Annotated in this window: 21 protein-coding genes and 1 pseudogene; 12 read left to right on the top strand and 10 right to left on the bottom strand. The window is 66.4% G+C overall.

All coding sequences use genetic code 11. The features are described from left to right. Nucleotides 1-212 precede the first annotated feature (212 nt). The 4 genes from ACQUS7_RS07815 (at nucleotide 213) to ACQUS7_RS07800 (ending at nucleotide 2793) form a co-directional block, all read left to right on the top strand. The gene (locus ACQUS7_RS07815) at nucleotides 213-692 is read left to right on the top strand and encodes a redoxin domain-containing protein (RefSeq protein WP_435125754.1); all 480 of its coding nucleotides are present in this window, start codon (nucleotides 213-215) and stop codon (nucleotides 690-692) included. Next, nucleotides 692-1078: a cupin domain-containing protein gene (locus ACQUS7_RS07810; protein WP_435146140.1), complete on the top strand. Its 387-nt coding sequence runs from the start codon at nucleotides 692-694 to the stop codon at nucleotides 1076-1078. Before ACQUS7_RS07815 ends, ACQUS7_RS07810 begins: the two co-directional genes overlap by 1 nt. A gap of 67 nt (nucleotides 1079-1145) precedes the next feature. Then, on the top strand, nucleotides 1146-2093 hold the full coding sequence (locus tag ACQUS7_RS07805; RefSeq protein WP_435146138.1) for an alpha/beta fold hydrolase: 948 nt from the start codon (nucleotides 1146-1148) through the stop codon (nucleotides 2091-2093). A gap of 34 nt (nucleotides 2094-2127) precedes the next feature. Continuing rightward, nucleotides 2128-2793: a helix-turn-helix domain-containing protein gene (locus ACQUS7_RS07800; RefSeq protein ID WP_435146136.1), complete on the top strand. Its 666-nt coding sequence runs from the start codon at nucleotides 2128-2130 to the stop codon at nucleotides 2791-2793. A gap of 137 nt (nucleotides 2794-2930) precedes the next feature. On the opposite strand, the gene ACQUS7_RS07795 is transcribed toward ACQUS7_RS07800, so the two are convergent. Genes ACQUS7_RS07795 through ACQUS7_RS07785 form a run of 3 tightly spaced genes read right to left on the bottom strand, consistent with a single transcriptional unit; the run spans nucleotide 2931 to nucleotide 5857 of the window. Further along, nucleotides 2931-3761 carry an ABC transporter permease gene (locus ACQUS7_RS07795; RefSeq protein WP_435125746.1) on the bottom strand — a complete coding sequence of 277 codons (831 nt, stop codon included), beginning with the start codon at nucleotides 3759-3761 and terminating at the stop codon, nucleotides 2931-2933. A gap of 1 nt (nucleotide 3762) precedes the next feature. Further along, nucleotides 3763-4725: an ABC transporter permease gene (locus ACQUS7_RS07790; RefSeq protein WP_435146134.1), complete on the bottom strand. Its 963-nt coding sequence runs from the start codon at nucleotides 4723-4725 to the stop codon at nucleotides 3763-3765. Nucleotides 4726-4735: 10 nt separating this feature from the next. Further along, the gene (locus ACQUS7_RS07785) at nucleotides 4736-5857 is read right to left on the bottom strand and encodes an ABC transporter substrate-binding protein (protein WP_435146132.1); all 1122 of its coding nucleotides are present in this window, start codon (nucleotides 5855-5857) and stop codon (nucleotides 4736-4738) included. A gap of 138 nt (nucleotides 5858-5995) precedes the next feature. On the opposite strand from ACQUS7_RS07785, the gene ACQUS7_RS07780 reads away from it, so the two are divergent. After that, a complete protein-coding gene (locus ACQUS7_RS07780) occupies nucleotides 5996-7054 on the top strand; it encodes an ABC transporter ATP-binding protein (protein WP_435146130.1) in 1059 nt (352 codons plus the stop codon). Here ACQUS7_RS07780 and ACQUS7_RS07775 read toward each other — a convergent pair. The 5 genes and pseudogenes from ACQUS7_RS07775 to ACQUS7_RS07755 form a co-directional block, all read right to left on the bottom strand. After that, complete coding sequence (locus ACQUS7_RS07775) at nucleotides 7051-8817, bottom strand: histidine kinase N-terminal 7TM domain-containing protein (RefSeq protein WP_435146128.1); 1767 nt, start codon at nucleotides 8815-8817, stop codon at nucleotides 7051-7053. The genes ACQUS7_RS07780 and ACQUS7_RS07775 overlap by 4 nt on opposite strands. A 105-nt stretch (nucleotides 8818-8922) precedes the next feature. Continuing rightward, nucleotides 8923-9867 (bottom strand): UbiA family prenyltransferase, encoded by a 945-nt coding sequence (locus ACQUS7_RS07770; protein ID WP_435146126.1) that lies wholly within the window; start codon nucleotides 9865-9867, stop codon nucleotides 8923-8925. A 187-nt stretch (nucleotides 9868-10054) separates the two neighbouring features. Then, a complete protein-coding gene (locus ACQUS7_RS07765; RefSeq protein ID WP_435125734.1) occupies nucleotides 10055-10525 on the bottom strand; it encodes an FKBP-type peptidyl-prolyl cis-trans isomerase in 471 nt (156 codons plus the stop codon). 134 nt (nucleotides 10526-10659) lie between these two features. Next, the gene (locus tag ACQUS7_RS07760) at nucleotides 10660-11955 is read right to left on the bottom strand and encodes an O-acetylhomoserine aminocarboxypropyltransferase/cysteine synthase family protein (protein WP_435146124.1); all 1296 of its coding nucleotides are present in this window, start codon (nucleotides 11953-11955) and stop codon (nucleotides 10660-10662) included. Between the two features lie 165 nt (nucleotides 11956-12120). Continuing rightward, nucleotides 12121-12756 (bottom strand): annotated as a pseudogene (locus ACQUS7_RS07755) (IS6 family transposase). A gap of 101 nt (nucleotides 12757-12857) precedes the next feature. Between ACQUS7_RS07755 and ACQUS7_RS07750 the strand changes: the two are divergent. The 4 genes from ACQUS7_RS07750 (at nucleotide 12858) to ACQUS7_RS07735 (ending at nucleotide 15345) form a co-directional block, all read left to right on the top strand. Then, nucleotides 12858-13607: a pirin family protein gene (locus ACQUS7_RS07750; RefSeq protein WP_435146122.1), complete on the top strand. Its 750-nt coding sequence runs from the start codon at nucleotides 12858-12860 to the stop codon at nucleotides 13605-13607. 142 nt (nucleotides 13608-13749) lie between these two features. After that, nucleotides 13750-13914 carry a hypothetical protein gene (locus tag ACQUS7_RS07745; protein WP_435146120.1) on the top strand — a complete coding sequence of 55 codons (165 nt, stop codon included), beginning with the start codon at nucleotides 13750-13752 and terminating at the stop codon, nucleotides 13912-13914. A gap of 52 nt (nucleotides 13915-13966) precedes the next feature. Further along, entirely contained in the window at nucleotides 13967-14389 is a 423-nt protein-coding gene (locus tag ACQUS7_RS07740) for a hypothetical protein (RefSeq protein ID WP_435125724.1), read from the top strand. A 104-nt stretch (nucleotides 14390-14493) separates the two neighbouring features. After that, on the top strand, nucleotides 14494-15345 hold the full coding sequence (locus tag ACQUS7_RS07735) for a hypothetical protein (protein WP_435146118.1): 852 nt from the start codon (nucleotides 14494-14496) through the stop codon (nucleotides 15343-15345). A 941-nt stretch (nucleotides 15346-16286) separates the two neighbouring features. Here the strand turns inward: ACQUS7_RS07735 and ACQUS7_RS07730 are convergent. Together ACQUS7_RS07730 and ACQUS7_RS07725 are read right to left on the bottom strand one after the other, a co-directional pair. Next, a complete protein-coding gene (locus ACQUS7_RS07730; RefSeq protein WP_435146116.1) occupies nucleotides 16287-17144 on the bottom strand; it encodes a formylglycine-generating enzyme family protein in 858 nt (285 codons plus the stop codon). Nucleotides 17145-17355: 211 nt separating this feature from the next. Further along, complete coding sequence (locus ACQUS7_RS07725; RefSeq protein ID WP_435146114.1) at nucleotides 17356-17718, bottom strand: hypothetical protein; 363 nt, start codon at nucleotides 17716-17718, stop codon at nucleotides 17356-17358. A 146-nt stretch (nucleotides 17719-17864) separates the two neighbouring features. Here ACQUS7_RS07725 and ACQUS7_RS07720 point away from each other — a divergent pair, with 146 nt between their 5' ends. The 3 genes from ACQUS7_RS07720 to ACQUS7_RS07710 all read left to right on the top strand — a co-directional run bounded on the left by ACQUS7_RS07720 (nucleotide 17865) and on the right by ACQUS7_RS07710 (nucleotide 24709). Further along, nucleotides 17865-20102, top strand: a complete 2238-nt coding sequence (locus ACQUS7_RS07720) for a glycoside hydrolase family 3 N-terminal domain-containing protein (RefSeq protein WP_435146112.1) — start codon at nucleotides 17865-17867, stop codon at nucleotides 20100-20102. A 569-nt stretch (nucleotides 20103-20671) separates the two neighbouring features. Continuing rightward, entirely contained in the window at nucleotides 20672-22771 is a 2100-nt protein-coding gene (locus ACQUS7_RS07715) for a beta-glucosidase (protein WP_435146110.1), read from the top strand. A 342-nt stretch (nucleotides 22772-23113) separates the two neighbouring features. Next, nucleotides 23114-24709 carry an ABC transporter substrate-binding protein gene (locus tag ACQUS7_RS07710; protein WP_435146108.1) on the top strand — a complete coding sequence of 532 codons (1596 nt, stop codon included), beginning with the start codon at nucleotides 23114-23116 and terminating at the stop codon, nucleotides 24707-24709. The last annotated feature ends 13 nt before the right edge of the window (nucleotides 24710-24722 follow it).

The following is a 24722-nucleotide window of genomic DNA, read 5'->3' as shown; positions in this document are numbered from 1 at the left end:
CGGGGACGGTCGCCGTCCACAGCCACTCGGCCTCCGGTACCGCACCGTCCGGCGCGACAGCATCGTCCGACAACCGACGCCCGCCTGATTTTCGTGCGAGGAGCGACGAGCGCTCGCCCGCCGAGGGACGCGGAGGCGACACGCCAGTCGGGCGGGCCACCCGTTCATGTTCGCGAACGGCTTTACCGTCGAACCGCCCCTCGGTTCCGACGATGCTCTCCGTAGGAGATTCCGCACCGCGGTTTTCGGCGACGCTGGGCACGAGCGACCACGAACCGTTCGAACTCGCGGACAGGCTGGGCGACGGCCCCGTCGTCCTCGCGTTCTTCCCGGGGGCGTTCACGCCGCCGTGCACCAACGAGATGGTGGCGCTCCAGGAGCGACTCGGCCGGTTCCGCCAGGCGGGCGCCGCGGTGCTCGGAGTCAGCGTGGACTCGCCGTTCTGTCTCGGGGCGTTTCGCGACGAGCACGGCGTCGAGTTCGACCTCGTGAGCGACATGAGCCGGACGGCGACCGAGCAGTACGGGCTGCGCATGGACATCCCGGAGCTCGGGCTGTTCGGCATCGCGAACCGGGCGGTGTTCGTCCTCGACGAGGCGGGGACCGTCACCTACCGGTGGGTGGCGGACGACCCGACGGACGAGCCGCCGTACGCCGAACTGCTGGACGCCGTCGACGCGGAGGCCGACTGATGGTCCGCACGGACTTCGGGTCGGAGCGGAGCTACGACGACGAGCGGTTCTCGGCGCGGACCGTCTTCGAGAGCCCGCGGCTGAAGGTCGTGCTGGGGTACTTCGAGCCGGGGCAGTTCATCCCGGTGCACGCCCCGGACAGCGACGTCGTCATCGACGTCCAGTCCGGGTCGGCGGTGGTCCGCGACGGCCGGGAGGAGCACGACGTGGCGCCGGGCGACGTCGTCGTGGTCGAGGCGGGGACCGACCGCGGCGTGAAAGCGGACGACGGCCAGCGGCTTGAGGCGCTGCTGGTGACGGCGCCGCCGCCGACGGACGAGGAGCACGCACCGGTCAGGGAGGGCCTCAGGGCCGGCGAGTTCGACCCGGCGACGCCGCAGTCGTAGCCGCAACTTATAGCCCCGGACCAGTCCGGCACCATCCTCTCCCGCGCCGGGACCGACTATCCGGCCGATGGCGACCAGCGACCCCGGTTCCGCTCCGCGGCGGTGCCGGTACTCGGCGACGAACGAGCAGGGGAAGGACGGCGGCGGCGGTGACGGCGGGAGCGGCCGCGATGGCGGCGACGGCGACTGTCGGCGCCTCGCGTACGCCGAGTACGGCGACCCCGACGGCGACCCGGTCCTGTTTCTCCACGGGACGCCCGGCTCTCGGCGACTCGGGGCGCTGTTCGACGCCGACGCCCGGGAGCGCGGCGTTCGGCTGCTCGCCCCCGACCGCCCGGGGTTCGGGCGCTCCGCGCCGTGGCCGACCCGGTCCGTCTCCGACGCCGGGACGTTCCTGACGGCGGTCCTCGACGACGCCGGCGTCGGGGCGGCGCCGGTCGTCGCGTTCTCCGGCGGGGCCGCACAGGCGCTGGCGACCGCCGCGACGGACCCCGGCCGGGTCAGCCGCGTCGACTGCGTCGCCGGCGCCACGCCGCCGGAGGTCGCCGAGCGGACGCCGCCAGTTCAGCGAGCGCTCGCGTGGGCGGCGACCACGGCACCGGCCGTGCTCCGCGCGCTGCTGCGCGGGCAGTCGTGGCTCGCCGCGCGGCGCGACCCGTCGTTCGTCGTCGGGCAGTACACCGCGTCGGACCGCGATGCGCCGGTCCCGGACGACGCCGCGTCGGCCGTGAAGACGGACTTTCTGGAGGCGCTGGCGGAGTCGCGGTCGGGCACCGTCACCGAACTCCGCAACGCCGCCTCGGAGTGGGGCATCGCGCTCGACGAAATCGGCGTCGACGTCCGCCTCTGGCACGGCGACGCCGACACCAACGTCCCCGTCGACGGCGTCCGCCGCCTCGCATCGACGCTCCCCGCCGCGGAGCTGCACGTCGTCGACGGCGCCGACCACCTCGGAACCCTGCTCAGCGCGACGCCGGACGTCCTCGACGGTGTCGGTGAACATCGGCTCGATTGAAATGCGTCGGCAGCGAACGCCCGCAGGAGGCGGCATGAAACGAACCACGTTCTCCGTCCGCTACCCGGACCGGCTCCGCCACCCATTCCACCGGCGGCTCGTCTCGAAGTCGTCGGTGTCGCGGGCCGACCTGCTGATGTGGAGTCCGACGCCGGACGCGACGACGCTGTTCTGGTGTGACGGCGACCCGGCGGCGACTCGGTCCGTCGTCGACGCCGTCGACTCGCTGCAGACGCGGTCCGTCGTCGAAACGGCCGACGGGACCTACGTGTTCCTCCGGCAGTCCGCCTACGAGTTCCCCGACGCGGTGCTGGCGGCGGTCGAGGACGCCCGCGTCGTCTTCGTGCCGCCGGTCACGTTCCTCGAATCGGGCGCGGTCCGGTTCGACGCCGTCGGGGACGCCGCGGCGCTCGGCGCGCTCGCCGACGCGCTGTCCGACCTCGGCGACCTCCGTATCGAACGGGTCGCGGCGTTCGACCGGCAGCGCGCCCCAGCCGAACTCACCGCTCGCCAGCGGGCCGCACTCGACGAGGCGGTCAGCGCCGGCTACTACGACGTCCCCCGGACCGGCAGCGTCGCGGACGTCGCCGACGCCCTCGACTGCTCGACGAGCACCGCCGGCGAACTGGTGCGGAAGGCGGAGGCGGCAGTCGTCCGACAGTTCGCCGCCCGGGGTCGCGGGGACCATGGCGGGAGCTGAGAATCGAGGTCGCGCGGTCGACGTCGCCGTCGATACCGCCGTCACCGTTGCAGTCGCTGGGCGAGTCAGAATCGGTGTCGGCGTCACCGGCCCACGTTGAAGCGGTCGTGTCGGTGAAAAGCGGTGACCGGGAGCGGTTATTCGTCGCCCTCGTTTCCGGCGACGTAGCCGCTGACGTTCCCGGCGTTCATCGCGACGGCGAGCGCGACGGCGATGACGAACACGATGAGCGTGGAGATCGCGTTCATCTTCGGGGCGGCGCCGTACTTGATCATGCTGAACATCGAGGTGGTCAGTACGTCGAAGCTCCCCTTCACGAAGTAGACGCGGATGAAGTCCTCGAACGACCGAATCCACGCGAACAGGAAGCCGGCCGCGACCGACGGGATGATTATCGGGAGCGTGACGTCGACGAACGTCGAGATTCGGTCGCTTCCGAGGTCCTGAGCGGCCTCTTCGAGGCTCCGGTCGAACGAGTAGAGGCGGGCGGTGACCGGGAGCAGGACGAACGGGAGGCCGTAGACGCTGTGGGTGAGGACGACCGTCCAGAAGCTCGTGCCGATGCCGACCACGGTCCGGAAGAAGATGAGCAGCGCGATACCGAGGACGATACCGGGGATGACCATCGGGAGGATTCCGAAGGTCCGGTACGCCTCCTTGTACGGGAAGTCGAACCGGGCGAGCCCGAAGGAGGCGAGCACGCCGAGGACGGTCGCGATGACGGCGGAGATGGTCGCGATCTGGACGCTGACGAACACGGAGCGTAACAGGCCCGTGTCGGCGAGCGTCGCGGCGTAGTTCCCGAGCGTGAACCCCTCGAACGGGAATATCGTGCTGGCGTTCTCCGCGAAGGAGAGCACGCCCATCACCGCGAGCGGCGTCCAGAGGAACACGAGCGTGAGCACCGCGATTCCGTACAGTCCGTACTTGAGCCCGCGTTCGCGGGCCACGGGTGAGAGTATCGCCATGTCAGATCCCTCCGAGGTCTTCGACGCTCACGTAGCGGAACGCGAGCACGAACGCGACGACGATTGACAGCACGATGAACATCGAGGCGGCGCTCCCGTAGTCGATGGCGTACTGCGAGGAGATGCGGAGCTCGATGAGCTGGCCGATCATCTGCACCTTCCCCTGCCCGAGGAACTTCGGCGTGATGAACGCGCCGATGCTCGGGACGAACACGAACAGGCCGCCGCTGATGATGCCGGGGAGCGTGAGCGGAACGATGACGTCTTTCAGCGCGTCGATTCGGCTGCCGCCGAGGTCGCGCGCCGCCTCGACGAGCGAGAAGTCGATGCCGTCGAGGCTCGCGTACAGCGACAGCAGCATGTACGGGAAGTAGGCGTGGACGAGCCCGACGACGATGGCGAGTTCGCCGTAGCCGAACAGCGCCACCGGACTGCCGACCAGCCCGAGTTTCAGCAGCGTGCTGTTGATGACGCCGTGCGGGCCGAACATCAGGTACCACGAGTACGCCCGGACGAGGTACATCGTGAAGAACGGCAGCAGCACGAGGAAGATGACGACCTTGAACATCCGGCCGCTCCGGGTCGCGAGCAGGTACGCGAGCGGGAACGCGCCGACGAGGCAGATGACGGTCGTGACGGCGGCGAGCTTGTACGACAGCACCAGCGACTGGAAGAACGCGGTCTCCCAGAACGGCCCGCCTCCGGCGAACAGCGCCCCGTAGTTCGACAGCGTCGGGTTGCTCCAGATGATTTGGTAGGCGTCGTTCACCTGGAGGAAGCTCACGGTCACCATGAACATCAGCGGCGCGAGCAGCAGGAGCGCGAGCCAGACGACGCTCGGCCCGACGGTTATCGCGAGCTTCGACCGCCGGGTTTCGAAGGCGCCGAGCAGGCGCTGGCGATACCGGGCGGCGGCGCTGAGCAGACGCTGGCGATACGAGTGTGAAGGTGGTTCGGAAGACATGGGTGGGGGCCTACGCCGACTTGATCTCTTCCCACGCGCTCAGCCACGCGTCCTCGTTCTCGACGGCCTTGAACGGAATCATTGCCTCGAGGCGCGACGGCTTGATGGCGCCGTACATGTCGTTCTGCTCGCTGGTGAGGTGCTGTTGGGTCTTCGGGTTGCACGACGGCGAGAACCCGGCCTTCGCGAGTTTCGCGCCGAGCTTCGGCGCGATGAACTCGTTGACGACCTGCCACGCCGTGTCCTTGTTCTCGGATTTCTTCGAGACGACCGCGGACTCGAACCACGCGAGCGACCCCTCCTTCGGCGTCGCCATCTTCGGCCAGTCCGTCCCGTTCGTCCACATCTCGACGATTTCGTTGCGTCCGGACTGCCCGAGCGCGAAGTTCCCCTGCTTGAACGACTTGATGTAGGAGGGGTCGGCCGCGATGTACCCCTGCAGGACGTCCTTCTGCTCGATCATCGTCTGTTTCACGTCGTCGATCTGCGACTGCGAGAGCGTGACCTTGCTCCCGGAGAACGAGTCACGGTAGCCGAGGTAGAGGGCTGCGGCGCTCATCGCCTTGAAGTGGTTGTCGTACATGATGAGGCTGCCCGAGAGGTCTTTCCCGGTGTACTCCGGCTCGAAGAGCGCCTTGTAGGACTCCTCGTGGTCCGGGACGGTGTCGCTGTTGTACGAGTAGCCGTACCAGCCGAACCGAATCGGGACGCCGTACATCGACCCGCCCGAGGTGAACTGCTGGTCGGCGAACTGCTTGAACTGCCCGTACAGGCTCGAATAGTTACTGACAGTGTCCTCGGGGACCGGGGCGACCAGCCCCGCGTCCATCATCTTCGGGACGTAGTTGTTGTTCGGAACCGCGATGTCGTACTGGGAGTCCTTCCCCGCCTGCCACGAGGAGAACATCTTCGAGGAGGACGTCGACTTCGTGAACTCCACGGTGACATCGAGGTTCGACTCGATCTCCTCTTTGAGCTGGGAGTACTCCTCCCACGTCAGGATGTTGATGGTGGTTCCGCTGCCGCCGCCGCCCAGGCAGCCGGCGAGGCCTGTCAGGCCGGCGCCGCCGACCGCCCCCGCGGTTTTCAGGTAGCCGCGACGACTCACACGGTCACTGTCAGTTTTTGCCATGCACCATTGACTACCATACTCACCCAAAAACATACCGGATGCCCGTAATCCGGGCGGGTATAGTCAACAGATGAACACTCCTTTCGAGTCCAGAGCGGTTTCCCAACAGTTTAGACAGGGCGTGCGATACGTGACTCCATGACAGACAGTCCGACCGACGTGCTCGTCGAACTCGACGGAGTGCGAAAGGAGTACGGCGACGTCACGGCCGTCGACGGCGTCGACTTCGACATCCGCCGCGGCGAGTTCTTCTCCCTCGTCGGCCCGTCCGGCTGCGGGAAGACCACGACCCTCCGCATGATATCGGGGTTCGAGCGGCCGACGGACGGGACGATTCGGCTCGACGGCCGGGACTCCGAGGCCGTTCCGCCGAACGAACGCGACACGAACCTCGTGTTCCAGCACCTGTCGCTGTTCCCGCACATGACCGTCGGCGAGAACGTCGAGTACGGCCTGAAGAAGTCGGGGATGGACGCCGATGAGCGACGGTCCAAGTCCGAGGAGTACCTCTCGCTCGTCGACCTCGACGGCTACTACGACCGGAAACCGAACGAGCTCTCCGGCGGCCAACAGCAGCGCGTCGCGCTCGCCCGCGCCCTCGTGAACGAACCCAGCGTGCTGCTGTTCGACGAGCCGCTGTCGAGCCTCGACCGCAAACTGCGGAAGCAGATGCAGGTGGAGCTGCGCGAAATCCACGAGAAAGTCGACGGGTCGTTCTTCTACGTCACCCACGACCAGGAGGTCGCGATGACGCTCTCCGACCGGATGGCTGTCCTGAACGAGGGCCGCGTCGAACAGGTCGGCCGGCCCGAGGAGATCTACCGGGAGCCGGCGTCGCCGTTCGTCGCGGACTTCATCGGGGACACGAACCTCGTCGCCGGGACGGTCAACGGCGGAACCGTCACGGTCGGCGACGGCGGCTTCTCGTTCCCCGCCGGCGACGCCGCCGACGGCGACGTCACCGTCTCGATTCGGCCCGAAGACATCGAAATCTCCGACAGCGGAACCCCCAGCTTCGAAGGCGAGGTCGTCGAGCGGTACTTCCAGGGCGACCAGACCCAGTACGTCGTCGACCCCGAAACCGCCGGCCTCGACCCGATTACGGTGGTCGTGAAGGGCCGCGAGACGCCCATCGAGCAGGGAGACACGGGGTCGTTCGTCGTCCCGGACGACGTCCCGGTCGTGTTCGACGACTAACGGCCCGGCGAACCCTGTAGGCGACCCGGGGCGTGAGCGCTCGTCGCTGTCTCACCTCGTCCGCCGTTTTCGGTGCGTCCGCGATTTTCGGTGTGTCCGTCGGTCTCGTCGAACAGCGGTATGTCGAGCGTGACGACCGAGCCGGTCGGGTCGTTCGGCCGGAAACTGACGTCGGCGTCGGCGATTTCGGCGCCCCACTTGACGATCCAGAGGCCGAGGCCGCTGCCGTGTTTCAGCGCGGTCTCGGTGCCCGCTTCGAGCACCGCGAGTTCGTACTCGTCGATGCCGGGGCCGTTGTCGGCGACGGTGACGCGGACGGCGTCGGTCGCGACGCCGGCGGTGACGCGGACCCGTCCGTCGACCCCCGAGACGTGTTCGGCGGCGTTCTCGACGAGGTTCGCGAACACCGGCGCGAGCACCGCGGGGACGCGGACGTCGCCGGCCGGCAGTTCCAGGTCGACCGGGACCGAGTAGTTGTCGCGGACGTCCGCGACGGCGTCTTCGAGGAGCGCGGCGAGCGACCGCGGTTCGGTTCGGCCGTGCGCCTCGTCGAACAGGTCGATGGCCTCCCGGCCTTTCTCGCCGAGTTCGGCGATTCGCATGGCGCGCTCCCGGACGGTTTCGGCGGCCTCGCCGGTGAACGACTCGGCGTGGCCGGCGATGATGTTCGTCTCCGTCCGGAGGTTGTGCCGGAGGACGCGGTTGAGTACGGTCAGCCGCTGCTGCTGGCGGACGTGCTCGCTGATGTCGTGGAACGTGACGACGCGGCCGAGCAGGACGCCGCGGACGTCGTGAATCTGGGCGACCGTGACGTCGTACGACCTGCGGCCGAGGTCGTCGCCGACGGAGAGCGGCGTCTTCCGCGCGCCCTGCTCCGGGAAGGTGTCGTACTCGGGGACGGCGTCCGCGGCGGGCGCTCCCAGGACGGACTGTTCGTCGCGGTCGACGATGTCGAGGAACGTGTCGTTCGCGTCGACGACGTAGCCGTTCCGGTCGACGACGACCGCGCCGGTCTCCGTCTGGTCGAACAGGTACTGCCGCGCGCGGGTCGTCGGCGCCGGGGTCGTCCCGAACAGCCGGTGGCGGGACATCGCGTCGAGGTAGGCGACCCCGGAGACGGAGAACGCGATGGGCGTCGGGTCGATGCCGGGCGACGGGAAGACGCCGGCGAGGAACAGCACGTTCGTCGCCCACGGCATCAGGATGGCGACGAGCAGCGTCGCGCTCTGCCGACGGAACAGGTCGGCGGCGCTCGTGAGCAGGCCGAACAGCGGAATCATGCCGAGGACGCCGAGGAGGTACGTGTAGCCGGCGAGCACCCAGAACCACGGTCCGCCTTCGACCAGCACCACCTCGCCGGTCGCCGTCACCTGCCGGCTGACGGTCAGCAGGTCGTGGTAGTCGTTCGTCGCCGCGAGCGCGACGGTCACGACGGGGACCACGGCGAGCAGCGCCACGTTCTCGGCCTGAATGAACCGGTCTCGCCCGGTATACGCCAGCGCGAACAGCAGCCACGCGACCGGAACGACGACGACGCCCGGGAGGGCGAGCCACGTCCAGAGGACTTTCGCGCCCGTCGAGGCCATCTGGAGCTTGAAGACGAGACATACGGACCACCAGGTCTGCCCGCCGAGCAGCGCGACGAGCGGTGTCGCCCCGGGATCTGGCCGCTGTCGCCACGCGAGAATCGTCGCGGCGGCTCCGACAGCGACCGAAAGGAACAACGCCAGTACCAGCGGGTTCAGCAGAGACACCGATGACATTCGTCGTGATCACCTCACCGTTACCGGCGAGTAGTCATGGAATAAAACCCGGCCGAGCGTAAAGTGTTCCCGGTGACATCCGCCCGCTTCAGGAGGGGACGGACGTCACGGACCGAGTGTCAGAGTAATAATGAGAACGGCGAACACGACCAGGTGTTTGGCCTCGCTCGCGACGCTGAGCCGCGTCTGCTTGTCGGTGCGGCCGACTGCGGCTGTGACGGCGAGCGTGTACGCCGAGCCGACGAGGAGCGCGGCCGTCAGCGCCGCCGGAAGCAGGCCCGCGGCGTACGCCGCAGCGAGGAAGCCGGCCAGGGTGGCGGTGAGGACGTACAGCACCTGCCGGGTCCGCCGCACGCCGAGGACGACCGGCAGCGTCGACACGCCGACGGCCTCGTCGCCGGCGCGGTCGGTGACGTTCGGTATCTCGGTGTTGATGAAGCGGTCGACGAGGAAGTAGACGAACAGGGCGGCGGCCGCCGGCGTGACCGCCGCGTCGGCGAACGCCAGGGGGAGCATCACGAGCGTGAGCGCCCAGGCGAGCGCGACGACGACGGAGTTGACGACGAGGACGTCCTTCAGCCGCCGGAAGTAGGCGCCGAGCGACGGCAGCCAGTCCGACGCGTACAGCACCCAGAAGGCGCCGGGGAGCAGCGCGAGCACGAGCGCGTCGGGGCCGCCCGTGACGGAGACGGTGATCGCCAGTCCGTACGAGGCGGCCGTGAGCACGGAGAACGCTGTTTTGTGCGCGCGGACGAACGCGGCCTGGCCGGGCTTCGTCGCCTCGTCGGCGTCCACGTCGGCGATGCGGTCGCCGGCGTACACCGCGAAGGTGAGAAGCGCGACGACGAGCGGCGCCGGACTCGGCGGGAGCGACAGACCGACCACGACGAGCGCGGCTTCGACTGCGGCGATGACGACGAGGTACGCCGTGCTGTACATCAAGACCCGTTTCGTTCGGTCGCCGGCGTCGAGGAGCGACGCGGCGACGGTGCTGTACCACGGAGCGGTGTCGTCCGAACCAACGGAGACGGATTTCTGTTCGCTAGCCATGGGTGGCGGCGAGCACCCGCGGTGAAGCCGGGCCTCGCCGGCGGAACATCTAGGCTCGCCAATCGTTAAGACCAGGGCTCGGACGAAATTGACTCAGCGGCGAGTCGAGGCGAAATTTGCGGCCGAACGGCGGCGTCGACTCGGCGGGCGAACGGGAGCGAAAGAATCCGCGGGCCGTCCCGGAGCCTCAGTTGACGTCGACGATTTCGACGTCGAACTCCAGCGTCTCGCCGGCGAGTTCCGGGTTGAAGTCCACGCGGACGGTTTCGTCGTCGACGTGGGTGATCTCGCCCTGCTGGCCGTTCTGCGCCTCCAGGTACGCGCCCTCCTCCGGGCGCTGGCCGCCGAGCATCTCCTCCAGTTCCGGCGTGTCGAACTCCTGGACGTGTTCTTCGGTCCACTCGCCGTAGCCCTCCTCGGGCGGGATGGTGAGCGTCGTCGTCTCGCCGGCTTCGAGGCCGACGAGCCCCTCCTCCATGCCTTCGATGACCTGGCCGGCGCCGACGTCGACCGTCAGCGGGCTGTACTCGCGGTCGGGCTGCGCCTCCGCGAGCCCCTCCTCCGCTGCGACCTCCGCTCGGGAGGTGTCGAAAACGGTTCCGTCGTCGAGTCGTCCGGTGTACTCGAGCGTCACAGAATCGCCGGTAGCAATCGTCACGGTCAGTGGACGGTTCCGCGACGCATAACCCCTTTCATCGAGCCACAGGCGCCCCGGCACAGCGGCCGACGAATCCGTCGACGCGGCGCGCGTCGACCGCCGAGACGGCGAGTCGAAGAGCCGAAGAGCCGGTCTCAGGTGGCGGCTTCGATTGCGGCGTCGAGGTCAGCCACGATTTCCGCGGGGTCTTCGATGCCGACCGAGAGCCGGACGAGGTCGTCTGTGACGCCGGACGCCTCCCGTTCGGCCTCGGTGAGCTGCTGGTGGGTGGTGCTGGCCGGGTGGATGATGAGCGTCTTCGCGTCGCCGACGTTCGCGAGCATGCTCGCGAGCTCCGTCGACTCGACGGTCGCCCGCGCGGCGTCGTAGCCGCCCTCCACGCCGAACGTCAGCATGCCGCCGTAGCCGCCGTCGAGGTACCGGCTCGCGTTGTCGTGGGTCGGATGCGACTCCAGGCCGGGGTAGGTGACCCACGACACGTCGTCGTGGTCCTGAAGGAACTCCGCGACCGCCATCGCGTTCTCGGAGTGGCGCTCCATCCGGAGCGGGAGCGTCTCGACGCCCTGCAGGGTCTGCCAGGCGTCGAACGGCGACTGCTGGTTGCCGAGGTCGCGGAGGCCGCGCGCGATGGCGGCGTACGTGAACGCCGCGTCGCCGAAGGCGTCGACGAAGTTCACGCCGTGGTACGCCGGGTTGTCCTGCGCGATTTCGGGGTAGGAGTCGGCGTGGTCCGCCCACGGGAAGGTGCCGCCGTCGACGACGACGCCGCCGACGGTCGTCCCGGAGCCGTGCAGCCACTTGGTGGTGGAGTTCCAGACGAGGTCGGCGCCGTGGTCGATGGGGTTGCAGAGGTACGGCGTTGCGAACGTGTTGTCGACGAACAGCGGGACGCCGTGGTCGTGGGCGATGTCGGCGACGCGCTGGATGTCGGGCGTGTCGAGCGCGGGATTCCCGATGGTTTCGAGGTGGACGTAGGCGGTGTCCTCGTCGATGGCGTCGTCGTAGGCGTCGTACTCCAGCGTGTCGACGAAGCGAGCGGTGATGCCGCGGCGCTCCACGGAGTGCGTGAAGTACGTGTACGTCCCGCCGTACAGCGACGACGCGGTGACGACGTTGTCGCCGGCCGACGCGAGCAGGAACGTCGTGAGGTCGAGCGCCGCCATCCCGGACGCGGTCGCGACGGCGCCCACCCCGCCTTCGAGCGTCGCGACGCGCTCTTGGAGCGTCTCCAGCGTCGGGTTCATCAGCCGCGAGTAGATGTACCCCGGCTTCTCCAGCGCGAACTGCTCGGCCGCGTCCGCGGCGTCTTCGAACACGTACGACGTCGTCTGGTAGATCGGCGTGGCCCTGGCGCCCGTCGCCGGGTCCGGTTCCTGTCCCGCGTGCAGCGAGTCTGTCGCGAACGACTGGTCCTCGGTATCGTCACCCATGGTCGGGTCTTCGGCGCGGAGGGACTTATGAGATATACGCGAGGTCACACTTGCCGGTGTCCGAGACGGCCGGACACGCCCCCGGGCCACCGACGCCGCGGCACGCTGTTTCTGCCAGCGAGCGGGCGACCAAGCGGGTTCCGAGGGAGGGTTCCGGGGTAGTGTTCAGATAAGCTGGTTCCATGCGAAGGCGAACGCTTGCAGCCAATTTTCGACGGTGTTTGCTTCGGCGTGGCTGAAACAGTTTGAAAACTGGTTGGTTCGTCGTTTTAGTTCTCGGAAGACACGTTCGACGTTGTTTCGATTACCGTGTTTCTCGTATCTGTAATCGAGGCTGTGGCGGTGGAGAGCTGCTTGCAGCCACGGTGCTGAATCGACGAGAAAGACTGCATCATCGACGAGATGTTTGTCGCGGAGTTCGGCGAGGAACATCTCGGTAATCGCTTGATTTCTCGCCGGAGAGAGCTTGACATGCAGCAAGCGGTTCGTGTCGGAATCGACAGCAGCGTACAGCCAGAACCGTTCGTCGTTGAGCTGGATCACGGTTTCGTCAACCGCGACGTGATCCGGATCAGCGCCATCGATCGGCTGTAGATCGGCCTTGTGCACCCAGTTGTGAACGGTCGTTCGGCAGCGTTCGACACCCAACCTATCGAGAATCGAAACGGTATCCGAAAGTGATAGTCAAGCCAGATGGAGTCGGATACCAAGCTTCATCGCGGGCTCGGGTGTCGCCTCTCGCTCCAGAAAATCTAATTCGAAGCAGTCGCTACCTCCGATGAGGCGGGCGATTTCTGGCATGAACCACTAGAAGATCGCTCCGCCTCACTCTTCATCCTTATCTGAACACCGCCGGTTCCGGAGCCCGGGCGGTTATCAGTCCCGAGCGACTAGAGCGGCTAATGGAACCCGACGACACAGCCGAAGACGCGACGAACAGCCCGGTCGCCGGCCAGACGGTCCAGCACGGCACCGGCGTGAACTCGAACCGGGCGTTCCTGACGAACCAGTACCCGCGCAACCTCGACCCGTTCGTCCTGTTCGAGCGGTTCTACATCGACCCCGACAAGGGGTTCCCGATGCATCCGCACCGCGGCTTCGAAATCGTCTCGTACATGCTCGACGGCGGCATGGAACACGAAGACTCCCTCGGCGTGACCCACACGGCGACGGAGGGCGACGCGATGCGCATCACGACCGGCGGCGGGATTCGGCACTCGGAGTTCCCGGCCGACGGCGCGGGCTGTAACGGCCTGCAGCTGTGGGTGAATCTGCCGCGCGAGAAGAAGGAGATCGACGCCGACTACGCGGACGCCGACGCCGACGAACTCCCGACCGAGGAGCGCGACGGCGCGACCGTCACGACGGTCGTCGGCGACGGCTCGCCGCTCTCGCTGGAGACGCCGATGGAGTACCTGGACGTCCGCGTCGACGGCGAGTGGACCTGGGACGTCCCGGAGTCGTGGTCCGGGTTCGTCTACGGCGTCGCCGGCGCGGGCGCGGTCGACGGCGACGAGTTCGCGGACGGGGACGTCTACACGGTCACCGACGGCGGCTCCGTGACGCTTCGCGGCGAGTCGTTCCGCGTCGTCGCCGTCGCCGGCCGGCCGCACGGCGAGGAGATTCGCCAGCGCGGCCCGTACGTCCTGTAACGGCGACAACGCCAACGCGGGCCTCGACTGGCCGCCCGACCTCCGGGCCGCTATCCGGGCGACCAGGCGACGCGCGTCCCGCGAACGGGTTGCCTCGATGTCAAAGTATTTTATCGGTTGCGCCCTCACCGGCGCATCGACCATGTCCGACGACCCGGACGTCGGTGGCGAGCCGGAGCTGGTCGTTCGCTGTGCGGAGTGCGGCAACACCTACCCAGCCCAACGGGGCGACGACGGCGGCTTCCGCCCCATCGGGACGGCCGCCGGCACCTGTTCGTGCGGCAGCAGCGAGTTCGAACAGGTGTGAGCCCGACCCGCAGCACCAACGTAGCTAATACTGCTCGGGGAGTCTGCGAGGTATGAACACACGAGAGCGGAATCCGGTCGTGGCGTTCTTGGAGACCGCCGCCGGGCCGCTGCTCCGCGGCGCGTGGCAGTACAACCACGACGACTACTACACGCTGTACCTCCGCGACGACGTCGCGGACCGGTACTCCGACACCGACTTCGAGGCGCTGTTCGACGCGCTCCGCACGTCCGGACCGCGGGACGACGTCCTCGAACAGCTCGGCGAAATCGGGCGGCTCCACTGCGACGTCCGGATGTACGACGGCGCGGTGACGCTCCACATCCTCCAGCGCGACGACGTCGGAACGCTCGTATCGCTCGACCCGGACGCCGCGACCGACCTCACGTCGTTCGTGAACCAGCTCATCAGGGAACTCCACAGCCACTCGCCCCAGGAGTTCGACGCCGCGCCGACCTGGATGGACCGCGACTGACGCGCCGCAGCCTCCCGCGAATCGGGCGGCGACCCGCCGGGAAGGTGAACCGGCTCTTTGTGTCAAGGGAGGGGTTCTTGGTGTGCGGCCGCGCAGTGGCTCCCATGGTCGACATCGACTCGGAGACGCTGTTCAACGCGGCGGCAGCCATCGTCGCGACCATCGCGGTCGTGTTCTTCGTCACGAACGTCGACTTCGGCTACTCGCCGGTGTCGAAAGTCGCGCTCGTCGTCGCGTTCCTCGCCGGCGTGTTCGTCATCACACAGCGAAGCGACGACCACCAGTTGACGCTGTTCGGCTACGGCGTCATCGTCACGTCCGTGCTCGCGCTGTTCTTCGACCTGACGTCGACGTTCTCCGTCGGGAACACGCTGACCGTCGCCGGGCTGCTCGTCATCGCGTCCGTGCTGTTCGTGCTGCGCGGCCGGCTCGACGAGGAGAACCACTTCGTCACCGGCCGGCAGGCCCGGACCGCGCTCGCGGTGGTCGCCGTGCTCACCGTCGCCGTGCTCGCCGTCGACGTCGCCACCGGCGGACTCACCTACGAACTCCAGACGCAGAGCCAGGTCGAGGTTCCGGGCGACGGTCACGAGCCGGTTCAGGTCGGAACGCTCGTCGTCGAGAACCCGACGCCGTTCCCCGAGCGCGTCGACACGCCGCAGTACGCCGTCTGCACCGCCGGCAACTGGAGCGCGTACAGGCGGCCGACAGAGCCGCCGGAGCCGAAGCGGGACGTGCACGCAAACCTCTACATCGACGACCGGTACAACGACCACGTCATGGGGTTCAACGAGAAGCAGTACACCGTGACGCTCCGCATCGAGGGCGCGAACCTCACCGGTGAGTCGTTCCCGGTCGAGCGGACCGCCTCGTGTCCGGACACCGAAACCGGGTCGCCGTACCTCGCAATCTTCGAGGCGCCCGAGGACCAGTCGCCGTACTACTACGCCGTCTGACCGCCGTCGGGCCACCGGGTCCGGCGGAGCGCGTTCCTCTCCGAATCGATTTGTTGCGCCGAACGAGCGACGGGGAGTGACGCGAATCCTGTGTGAAGTCGGGTCCGACGAATCGGTACTCGAACTGATTGGCCCGACAGACAAACAGTACGATAGATTGTCTTTTCCCTATACCATCAATTAACATATATTTTTGGAACCCGAGGAGCGAATCTGCAACCGAACTCGCACGATTCGGGGCCGAGCGCGGGACCTCCGTGTCTGAATTGGAGGTCGAAAAGCCCTATCCGCGTCCGACGGCCGTTTAACGGCGTTTTCTCCGGGGACTCGTCCGCCGCGGAACTCCGAGGACGGTGCGACTGCTCTCGTCGGGGAACGGCCGTGTGACGTAGGCGCTTGGATGCGGTCACGATGACCAGAAAGCCACTGAATCTCGGTTTTACCGGAGAGGACTCCCATCGAGGACGGCGTAGTCCGGGTTCGGTCGGCTGCTGACCGCAGTTATCTCCGTTCCGCCAGTCCGTCAGGAACAGTCGAAGAATATCCATACACATCAATTTCTGATACTATATCGAATGTTGATGTTTAGGGCATCGACGGTCGGTCGTCGCCGTCGGTGTTCACTTCCGGTCGCCCCTGGGTCGCTGTAGTCGCCGCTGTCCATCTGGTCGCTCCGACCAGTGAGCCGAAGCCATCCGTTCGTGCCGCTCGCCTCCTTTCCTCGAATACGGCCACAACAATTTTATACTGAGTGAGTCACATACGGGTACCTGCCAGCGAGGCCAGCAGTCTTGCCGGCAGCGAGTCACGGCAGCAGCGGCACTGTACCGAGGTGCCGTGACGAGTTCCGACGAGACCATCGGGACCCTTCGTGTCGAGCACCGCACCACGGTGCTCTTTGTGCGGTCGAGACAGCGCCGTCCCGCAGCGGTGACGCCGCGCTACGCCGCGTCGACGACGCAGCGGAATCCGATGTTCCCGGTCGAACTGTCCGGCGTGTTCTTCGAGCGCGCCGCGACTCTGTACCGGTTGCACCAGCTCCGGTGACACAGGTACGACCCGCCGCGCATCACTCGTTGCTCGCCCGACTGTGGCCCCTGCGGGTCGTGAGTATCGTAGGCGTCCGTGGTGTGGTACTCCGCGCTGAACCAGTCCGAACACCACTCCCAGACGTTCCCCGAGACGTTGTACAGGCCGTGCCCGTTCGGTTCGTACTCGTTGACCGGGGCCGTCGCCGCGTAGCCGTCGTCGCACGTGTTCGTTTCGGGGAACTCCCCCTGCCAGATGTTGCACCTGTGCTCCCCGTCCGGCCGGAGGTCGTCGCCCCAGGGGTACGTCTTCTGGGTGAGTCCGCCGCGCGCCGCGAACTCCCACTCCGCTTCCGTCGGCAGCCGCTTCCCCGCCCAGTCCGCGTACGCGGCGGCGTCGCGCCACGACACCTGTGTAACCGGGTGGGTGAGCCTCGACTCGCGGACGTCCGAACTCGGCCCCTCGGGCCGGAGCCAGTTCGCGCCGCTGACAGCGACCCACCACGGCGCCGACGGAACGGACTGGAGCACCGAGTCGTGGTCCTCCGCCGAGACGAAGTCCTCGAAGACGAACGCCCACCCGAACCGTTCCGCGTCCGTCGTGTACCCGGTTTCTCTGACGAACTCCAGGAATTCGGCGTTCGTCACCGCGTACTTGTCTACGTAGTACGGTTCGAGAGAAACCTCGCGAACGGGCCCCTCTCCGTCCTCCGGGAATCCGACTCCGGAATCCGTGCCCATGAGGAACGAATCCGGCTCCAGTCGGAGCATTCGTTTGGTGCGGTCGTCGGCCGAGTCCGCCGGCTCCGTCGTCCGGGGGGAGTCTGGACAGTCCCTCGTCTCCGACTCTCCTTCACGCCTCGACCCCGCACAGCACGGAGCGCTATCGCCGTCCATACCGCAGAGTCCGGTTCACGTAACAAAAACCGTTTCGCCGGGCACTCGCACAGCGCCTTCCCAATCTCGGTGACAGCGGGCCGGACTATTCGTACTCGTCGGTGATGTACGAGAGCAGCGGGAGGATGTCGTCGGTGCTGGTGCTCTTGACGCGTTCGAGGCCGAGCGCGACGACGAGGGGGTAGTAGTATCGGAGTTTCTTGAGGTCGACGCTGTTCGACCGCTTGCACTCCAGGTTGTGCTCTTGAAACACTAGCTCCAACTCCTCTCGGAGGTCCTCGGGCAGGTAGATCGTCATGCCGACCCAGTCGGACTTCACGTCGACGTCGTCGGCCGGAAGCGTCGCCCCCTGGTCGGCCTTGTTCGACCAGTGTTTCGCGTGGTCGGTGCTCGACTCACCGTGGTCGAGAGCGCTGGTCCCTTCGGGTTCGGACGACTCGTCACTCATCGTCGCTCCCTCCGTCTGTGGCCCGATTGTCGGTCCCGCACGCTGAATCCATCATGGTATTACCTGTATTACCAGATTCGTCTCACCCGGCATAAATCCTTCTCCGAAGGGGTACCTTCATTAGCGAATCCTGCAAAATCAGGGGCATGACCGCCGACCCCCCGTACACGGACCCAACCGAGTCAACCGAGGTGCGAATCGACGACCTGATGGAGCGGATGACGCTCGAAGAGAAGGTCGGGCAGCTGGTTGGGATGCAGGTCGGGTCGTTCATCAATCAGGACCGCCGAGGCAAGCAGACCAACTCAGTCCCGGACGTCGAAGCGGCCATCCGGGAACAGTACATCGGGACCGTCACTCCGTTCGGGACGGGCGTTTCGAGGTACAATAACGTCGCAGTCGCGGGGCGCATCGCGAACCGGCTCCAGCGGGTCGCCATGAACGAGACGCGGCTCGGCATCCCGCTGCTCATTCCTGTCGACGCGGTTCACGGACACGCGAACATCGAGGGGAGCACGGTCTTCCCACACAACCTCGGGATGGCGGCGACGTGGGACCCGGACCTAGTCGAACGCGCCGCGCGGGTGACGGCGACGGAGATGTCGGCGACCGGCGCGAACCAGAACTACTCGCCGACCGCGGACGTCGCTCGCGAGCCTCGCTGGGGGCGGACGTACGAGACGTACGGCGAATCGACGACGCTCGTCGAAGAGCTCGTGTCAGCGGAGATTCAGGGGCTTCAGGGAGACGACCTCAGCGATTCGACGGCGGTCGCAGCGACCGTGAAACACTACCCGGGGAGCGGAGGACCAGCGCGAGGCGAAGACACCGCCCGAATCGACGTCTCGCAGGCGACGTTGCACCGCGTCTACCTGCCGCCGTTCGAGCGTGCCATAGACGACGGCGTGGCCGCACTGATGCCGGCGTACAACGCGATCGGAAACGAACCGGCACACGCTTCGAAGTTCTACCTCTCCGAGATGCTCCGGGACCAGTTCGGGTTCGAGGGAATCGTCTGCTCGGACTGGTTCGCCGTCGCGTTCCTCGCGGAGCGATACCAGGTCGCGGAGACGCTTCGGGACGCCACCGAGCTGTCGACGGACGCCGGATTGGACGTCGCATCGGTCGGAGGGCCACAGCACGCCGAGGACCTGCGGTCGCTGGTGGAATCGAACCGGCTCGACGAGGGCCGCATCGAGGAGAGTGTCCGCCGAATCCTCGGACTCAAATTCGAACTGGGGCTGTTCGACGACCCGTACGTCCCGGCGGAGCTCGCCCCGGAGACCGTCGGCTCTGACGAGCACCGGGAAGTCGCGCACGAAGCGGCGCTGAAGTCGGTGACGCTACTCCGGAACCGCGACGACACCCTCCCGCTGGAGAACCCGGACGAGGTCTTCGTCACCGGCCCGAACGCGGGGTCGCTCGACAACCTTCTCAGCGGGTGGACCGTCTTCGGCCTCGATTCCTCACGGGGGCGAACTGTCGCCGAAGGCATCGAACACGTAGCCGGGCCGTCGACGAACGTCGCGTACGACCCCGGGACGGTGAGCAACCTGACTCTCCAACTGGACGAGGTCGCGAGAAACGCGGAGCAGGCCGATGCCGCCGTCGTCGTTCTCGGGGAGCCGTGGTACCTCCACGAGTTCGGCCCGGAGTCGGTGATCGATTCCGACGGGAGCTTCCCAAGTCGAAACGAGCTGCAGCTCCCCGAGAACCAGAAAGAGCTCCTCCGCACGGTGAGCGAAACGGGGACCCCGACGGTTCTCGTCCTCGTGACGGGCCGACCGCTGGTGCTATCCGACGTGCTGGAGTGGACTGACGCCGTCCTCGTCGGGTTCTTCCCCGGTATCGAAGGGGGGACAGCGATCGCAGAACTCCTCTTCGGAGCGGAGAACCCGTCCGGCCGCCTCCCGATTTCGTTCCCTCGTTCGACCGGTGACCTGCCGGTCGTCCACGACTGGCTCCCGCACCCGAACCCGATCGGGAGTCAGGAGCATCCGCCGTCGTACGACCCACTGTTCGACTTCGGGTTCGGGCTGAGCTACACCGAATTCGACTACGAATCACTCGAAGTCCCAGACCGGCCGGTATCGGCACGGGAGGAGACCACCGTAGAAGTGACCGTGACGAACGTCGGTGAGCGGCGAGGGACGGAGACCGTCCAGCTGTTCGGGCAGTGCCTGTTGAGCTCCGTCGTAACGCCCGTACGCGAACTGCTCGATTTCGAAAGAGTGACCCTCGACTCCGGCGAAACCGCCACGGTTCGCTTCGACCTCCCTCCGAGTGCGTTCGCGACGACGAGACCGGACGGGTCGCGAACCCGGGACCCGGCGTCGTTCGAACTGTACGTGGAGAACCTGTCGAAGAAACTCGACCTTCAGTAATACCAGTATTACACCGGCGCCGTCGTGCGCTGTAGCAGTTCAACTCCCCGTACGTCTCCCACAGAGCCAACAGCAACACGCCCGCCCTACCATTACAATTGTAGTTTTGTAATAGAATGGAGGCCGAACTGTTCTCCGTCGAAGGTCTCGAACAGATGGTGGGGGCTCGAAGAATCCGTAGAGCGGGGACGACGAACGAGTGGAAGCGAGTAGCACGCAGGTTCGCAGTTGCGCGTCCGACTACCGGCGACGTCGTCCCCGTGCTTCCGACCGGGCACTCGGGCACTTCTGGTACCCTTCCCCCTCGATACTGCACTATTATTAGTAATACTAGTAAGACCCAGTGTCCGGAGAGACGGTCAACATCAGTTCACACCGACCGAATCGCCAGTACGCGACGCGGCTGCCTGTTTCTCGTGTGAAGGCCACGGAACGCAGATTCGGTCCGCTGCGGTGCTGCTGCGGCGACTCCAGGGGTTGAACGGACGGCGTCCGCCCGAAGGGAATCACGAGTATTACCGGTGTGATTGCAGCTAAGTTTATATCACATCGCGAAAATCCGGTTTGTCATGGAAACTGCCAGCGCCGATATTGGCAAGCTACTGCAGGAACTCACGCTCGACGAGAAGATTCGTCTCGTCCACGGAGCATCGGACCCGTCCGGGGCGGCAACGGGCTACTTGCCGGGCGTAGAACGCCTCGGCATCCCGGAACTCAGGCTAGCGGACGGTCCACTCGGCGTCCGGTCTCACGGCGAGCCCGCGACGGCGTTCCCGGCATCGATCGCCCTGGCAGCGACGTTCGACCCGGAGCTCGCACAGCGTCAGGGCGCTGCGATGGGGCGAGAAGCGAGAGAGCGAAACATCGACGCTCTACTCGGCCCCGGCGTCAACCTCATTCGCGTCCCGCACTGCGGACGGAACTTCGAGTACTACTCGGAGGACCCCATGCTCACGAGCGCGTTCGCGGCCTCGATGGTCGAGGGCATCCAGTCGACCGACGTCATCGCGACGCCGAAACACTACGTCGCGAACAACCAGGAAACCCAGCGCGCTTCCATCGACGTCGACGTGAGCGAGGCGGCCCTTCGAGAGTGCTATCTGCCCGGGTTCAAAGCCGCGGTCGACGCGGGGAGCGGTTCGGTGATGACCGGCTACAACGGCGTCAACGGCACCCCGATGAGCGAGCACCGGAGACTCCTCCTGGACGTTCTGAAAGGGGAATGGGGGTTCGACGGCTACGTGGTTTCGGACTGGTTCGGAACGAAGAGCACGGTCGGCTCCGCCAACGGCGGCCTCGACCTCGAAATGCCCGGCATCGACCGCGAGGAGATGTGGGAGGCGTTCGGTATCGAAGAGTCCGACGACGGGGTGTTCGGCGAGGACGAAGACCTGTCGGAGGGGATGCCGGACACCGGCCGGTCCGGACTCTTCGCCGAACCGCTGGCCGAGGCCGTCGAGTCCGGCGACGTTCCGGAGTCACGGCTCGACGACATGGTCGAGCGCGTACTCCGACAGATGAGCCGCATCGGACTCCTCGGAGGCGGTCGGTCCAGCCACCAGGCGGACGAGGCGGCGCACCGAACGCTCGCGAAACGCATCGCCGCACGGGGGACGGTTCTGCTCAAAAACGAGGACGTGCTTCCGCTCTCGGACGACGCGGACGTGGCCGTAATCGGCCCGGGCATCCACGAGGCGAAGACCGGCGGCGGCGGTTCGTCAGAAATCGAGGCGCTGAACGCTGTCTCGGCCGTCGACGGCATCCGCGGACGCGCCGACGGCGACGTCAGCGACGCGCGAGGAGTCCCGGAAATCGACCAGGTCTCCTTCTTCGGCGGCGGAGAAGACGAACGCGGAAGCGACGTCGGCCCCGAGCCGAGTATCGAGGCCGCCGTCGATGCCGCGAGTGCGGCCGACGTCAGCGTCGTCGTCGTGCAGGACGCGGCGACCGAAGCAGCCGACCGCGACAGCCTGCAACTCCCCGGCGACCAGGACGAACTGGTCGAAGCCGTCGCCGACGCGAGTGCCAGGACCGTCGTCGTCGTTCAGTCGAGCGGCCCGGTCGAACTGCCGTGGCGTGACGACGTGGACGCGGTGCTGGAGTCGTGGTATCCGGGCCAGTCGGACGGCGACGCGCTCGCGACGGTCCTGTTCGGCGACGCCGACCCCGGCGGTCGCCTCCCGGTGACGTTCGCGGCCGAGTCCGAGTATCCGACCGACGGCGCCGCCGCATTCCCGGGGCGCGACGGGACGGTCGAGTACGACGAAGGTTACTTCGTCGGCTATCGTCACTTCGACGCGAACGACGCCGAGGCGGCGTATCCCTTCGGGCACGGCCTCTCGTACGGGACGTTCGCGTACCGCTCGGTCGACGTGGTCGACGACCGCCGCGTTCAGGTCACCCTCGAAAACACGGCCGAGCGGGCGGGACGCGAAGTGATTCAGGTGTACGCGAGCCCCGCCGAGTCCACCGGAGCGAAGCGGCCGCCACGCGAACTGGCCGGGTTCGAGTCCGTCCACGTCCCGGCGGGCGAGACGGTGACCGCCACCGTCGACCTCGACGACCTCGCCTTCCGCGGATACGACGACGGCTGGACCGAACTCGAAGGGCCGTTCGAGCTCGCCGTTGGCCGCTCGGCCGAGGACGTGCGGCTGTCGACGGAGCTGTAACCCGGGTCCCGCCGCCCGTCGCTTTCTGGCCGAGTCGGTCGCGTTCTCTCGCGTCAGTCCACAGAACCGGGAGACGTGTTGAAACCGTATCATGAGCGGCTCGAACGGTCGGCTACCAGAGTAAAATATAAGTATAGATAGTGTGGTTGGTTGGGTATGCCACTCGATGGCAGCCAAGACGATAGAGTCTCGCGTAGGAACTGGTTAGGGGCGGTCGGAGCCGGCTCGGCTGCGCTGCTCGCCGGGTGTCAGGGCGACTCGGGGAACTCCGGTTCGAACTCGAACGGGTCGAGCACGAACGGCTCGGACGGCGGCAGCACTAGCCAGACGTTCCGCGGAGTCATGCTGACGAACCCGCAGAACGTCCAGTTCAACCCGTACAACCCGAAGCTTCAGGTCAAGATCGCGGACGCCATGATGTACGGGTCGCTCGCGAAATACGACCAGAAGAACCTCGAGTGGATTCCGCACCTCGCGACCGACTGGTCGGTGTCCGACGGGAAACTCACGATTTCGCTCAGCGACGAGTTCACCTGGCACAACGGCGACCCCGTCACCGCTCAGGACGTCAAGACCAAACTGCTCTTGGAGCGGGTGGTCGGCGGGTCGATTCTCGGGTCGTTCAACGGCGTGAAAACCCCGGACGACACGACGATCGTCCTGAACCTGAAGGGGAAGACGAACAAGAATCTCCTGTTCCAGAACTTCCTCTCGCTGCAAATCGACGCTCCGCACAGCCTGTTCAAAGAGTACGTTCAGGGCGTCGAACTCGGGAATCCTGACGCGGAATACCAAGACCAGCTGGAGAAGCTGCTCCAGTACAAGGTCACGGAGCCCGTCGCGTGGGGGCCGTTCGAGTTCGACCGCCGTACCGGGCAGTCCATCGAGCTGACGAAGTTCGAAGACCACCCGGTCGCGGACAAACTGAACTTCTCGAACATCTCGCTGCAGTACGTGAACTCCAACCAGCAGCGGTTCCAGATGGCGCTCTCCGGCCGGATGGACGGCGGGCCGATGATCCCGACGAAATCCGTCGCCGAACAGCTCCCGGACTCGTACGTCAACTACCCCTTCGCTCGCGGACTGGGGATGGTGCTCGCGTTCAACCACGGCGTCAAGGAGTTTCAGGACGTCCGCGTTCGGCAGGCGCTCTGTCACGTGTTCGACCGCACCGCGATGATCAAGAACATGTCCGCGCTGGGGAAGGAGGCGATGGAGTTCGACACCGGGTTCTACGGCGACGAGCAGGTGAAACGCGAGTACCTCGGTGACGACCTCCAGAATTTCACTCAGTACGACGACAAGGAGAAGGCCGCACAGCTACTGAGAGACGCCGGGTACACGAAGGAGAGCGGCACCTGGATGAAGCCCAACGGAGAGAAGTTCTCGATTACGCTGAAGGCGCCCTCCGGATTCGGCTCCTGGCGGACGAGCACGAACACAGCCACGAGTCAACTCCAGGAATTCGGCATCGACGCGTCGTTCAAGTCCGAGACCATCGCGACGTTCCTCTCACAGACGCTCCCCAGCGGGAACTTCGAAATCGCGGCCGCGTTCAACGGGAACCGGATTCTCCACCCGCTTCCGACGCTCAAATCCGAATTCGAGGGCTCCCCCGTACTCCAGCCGACGTACAACTATCCCGCGGAGTTCGAGGTGCCGATGCCGGTCGGGAACCCCGACGGGTCGAAAGAGACCGTCAACGTCAACGACCTCGTCGATACGGCCTCGTCGACCAGCGGTGAGGAGGCCGTCCAGGCGCTCAAGAAACTGTCGTGGACGTACAACCAGACGGTTCCCACCTACTGTGCGTTCTCGTCGCAGAACTACGGCTACCTCAATACGGCGAACTTCGAGGCGCCGTCCGAAGGGCCTGTCACGAACGTGATCAACCCGATTGCGTTCATGATTCACAAGGGTGAAGTCAGCGCAAAGTAGTCTGGTGAGCATA

The sequence above is a fragment of the Halobaculum sp. P14 genome (assembly GCF_051195155.1).
Taxonomy (GTDB): Archaea; Halobacteriota; Halobacteria; order Halobacteriales; family Haloferacaceae; genus JBNTKA01.
This window is presented reverse-complemented; position numbering and strand designations above follow the sequence as displayed.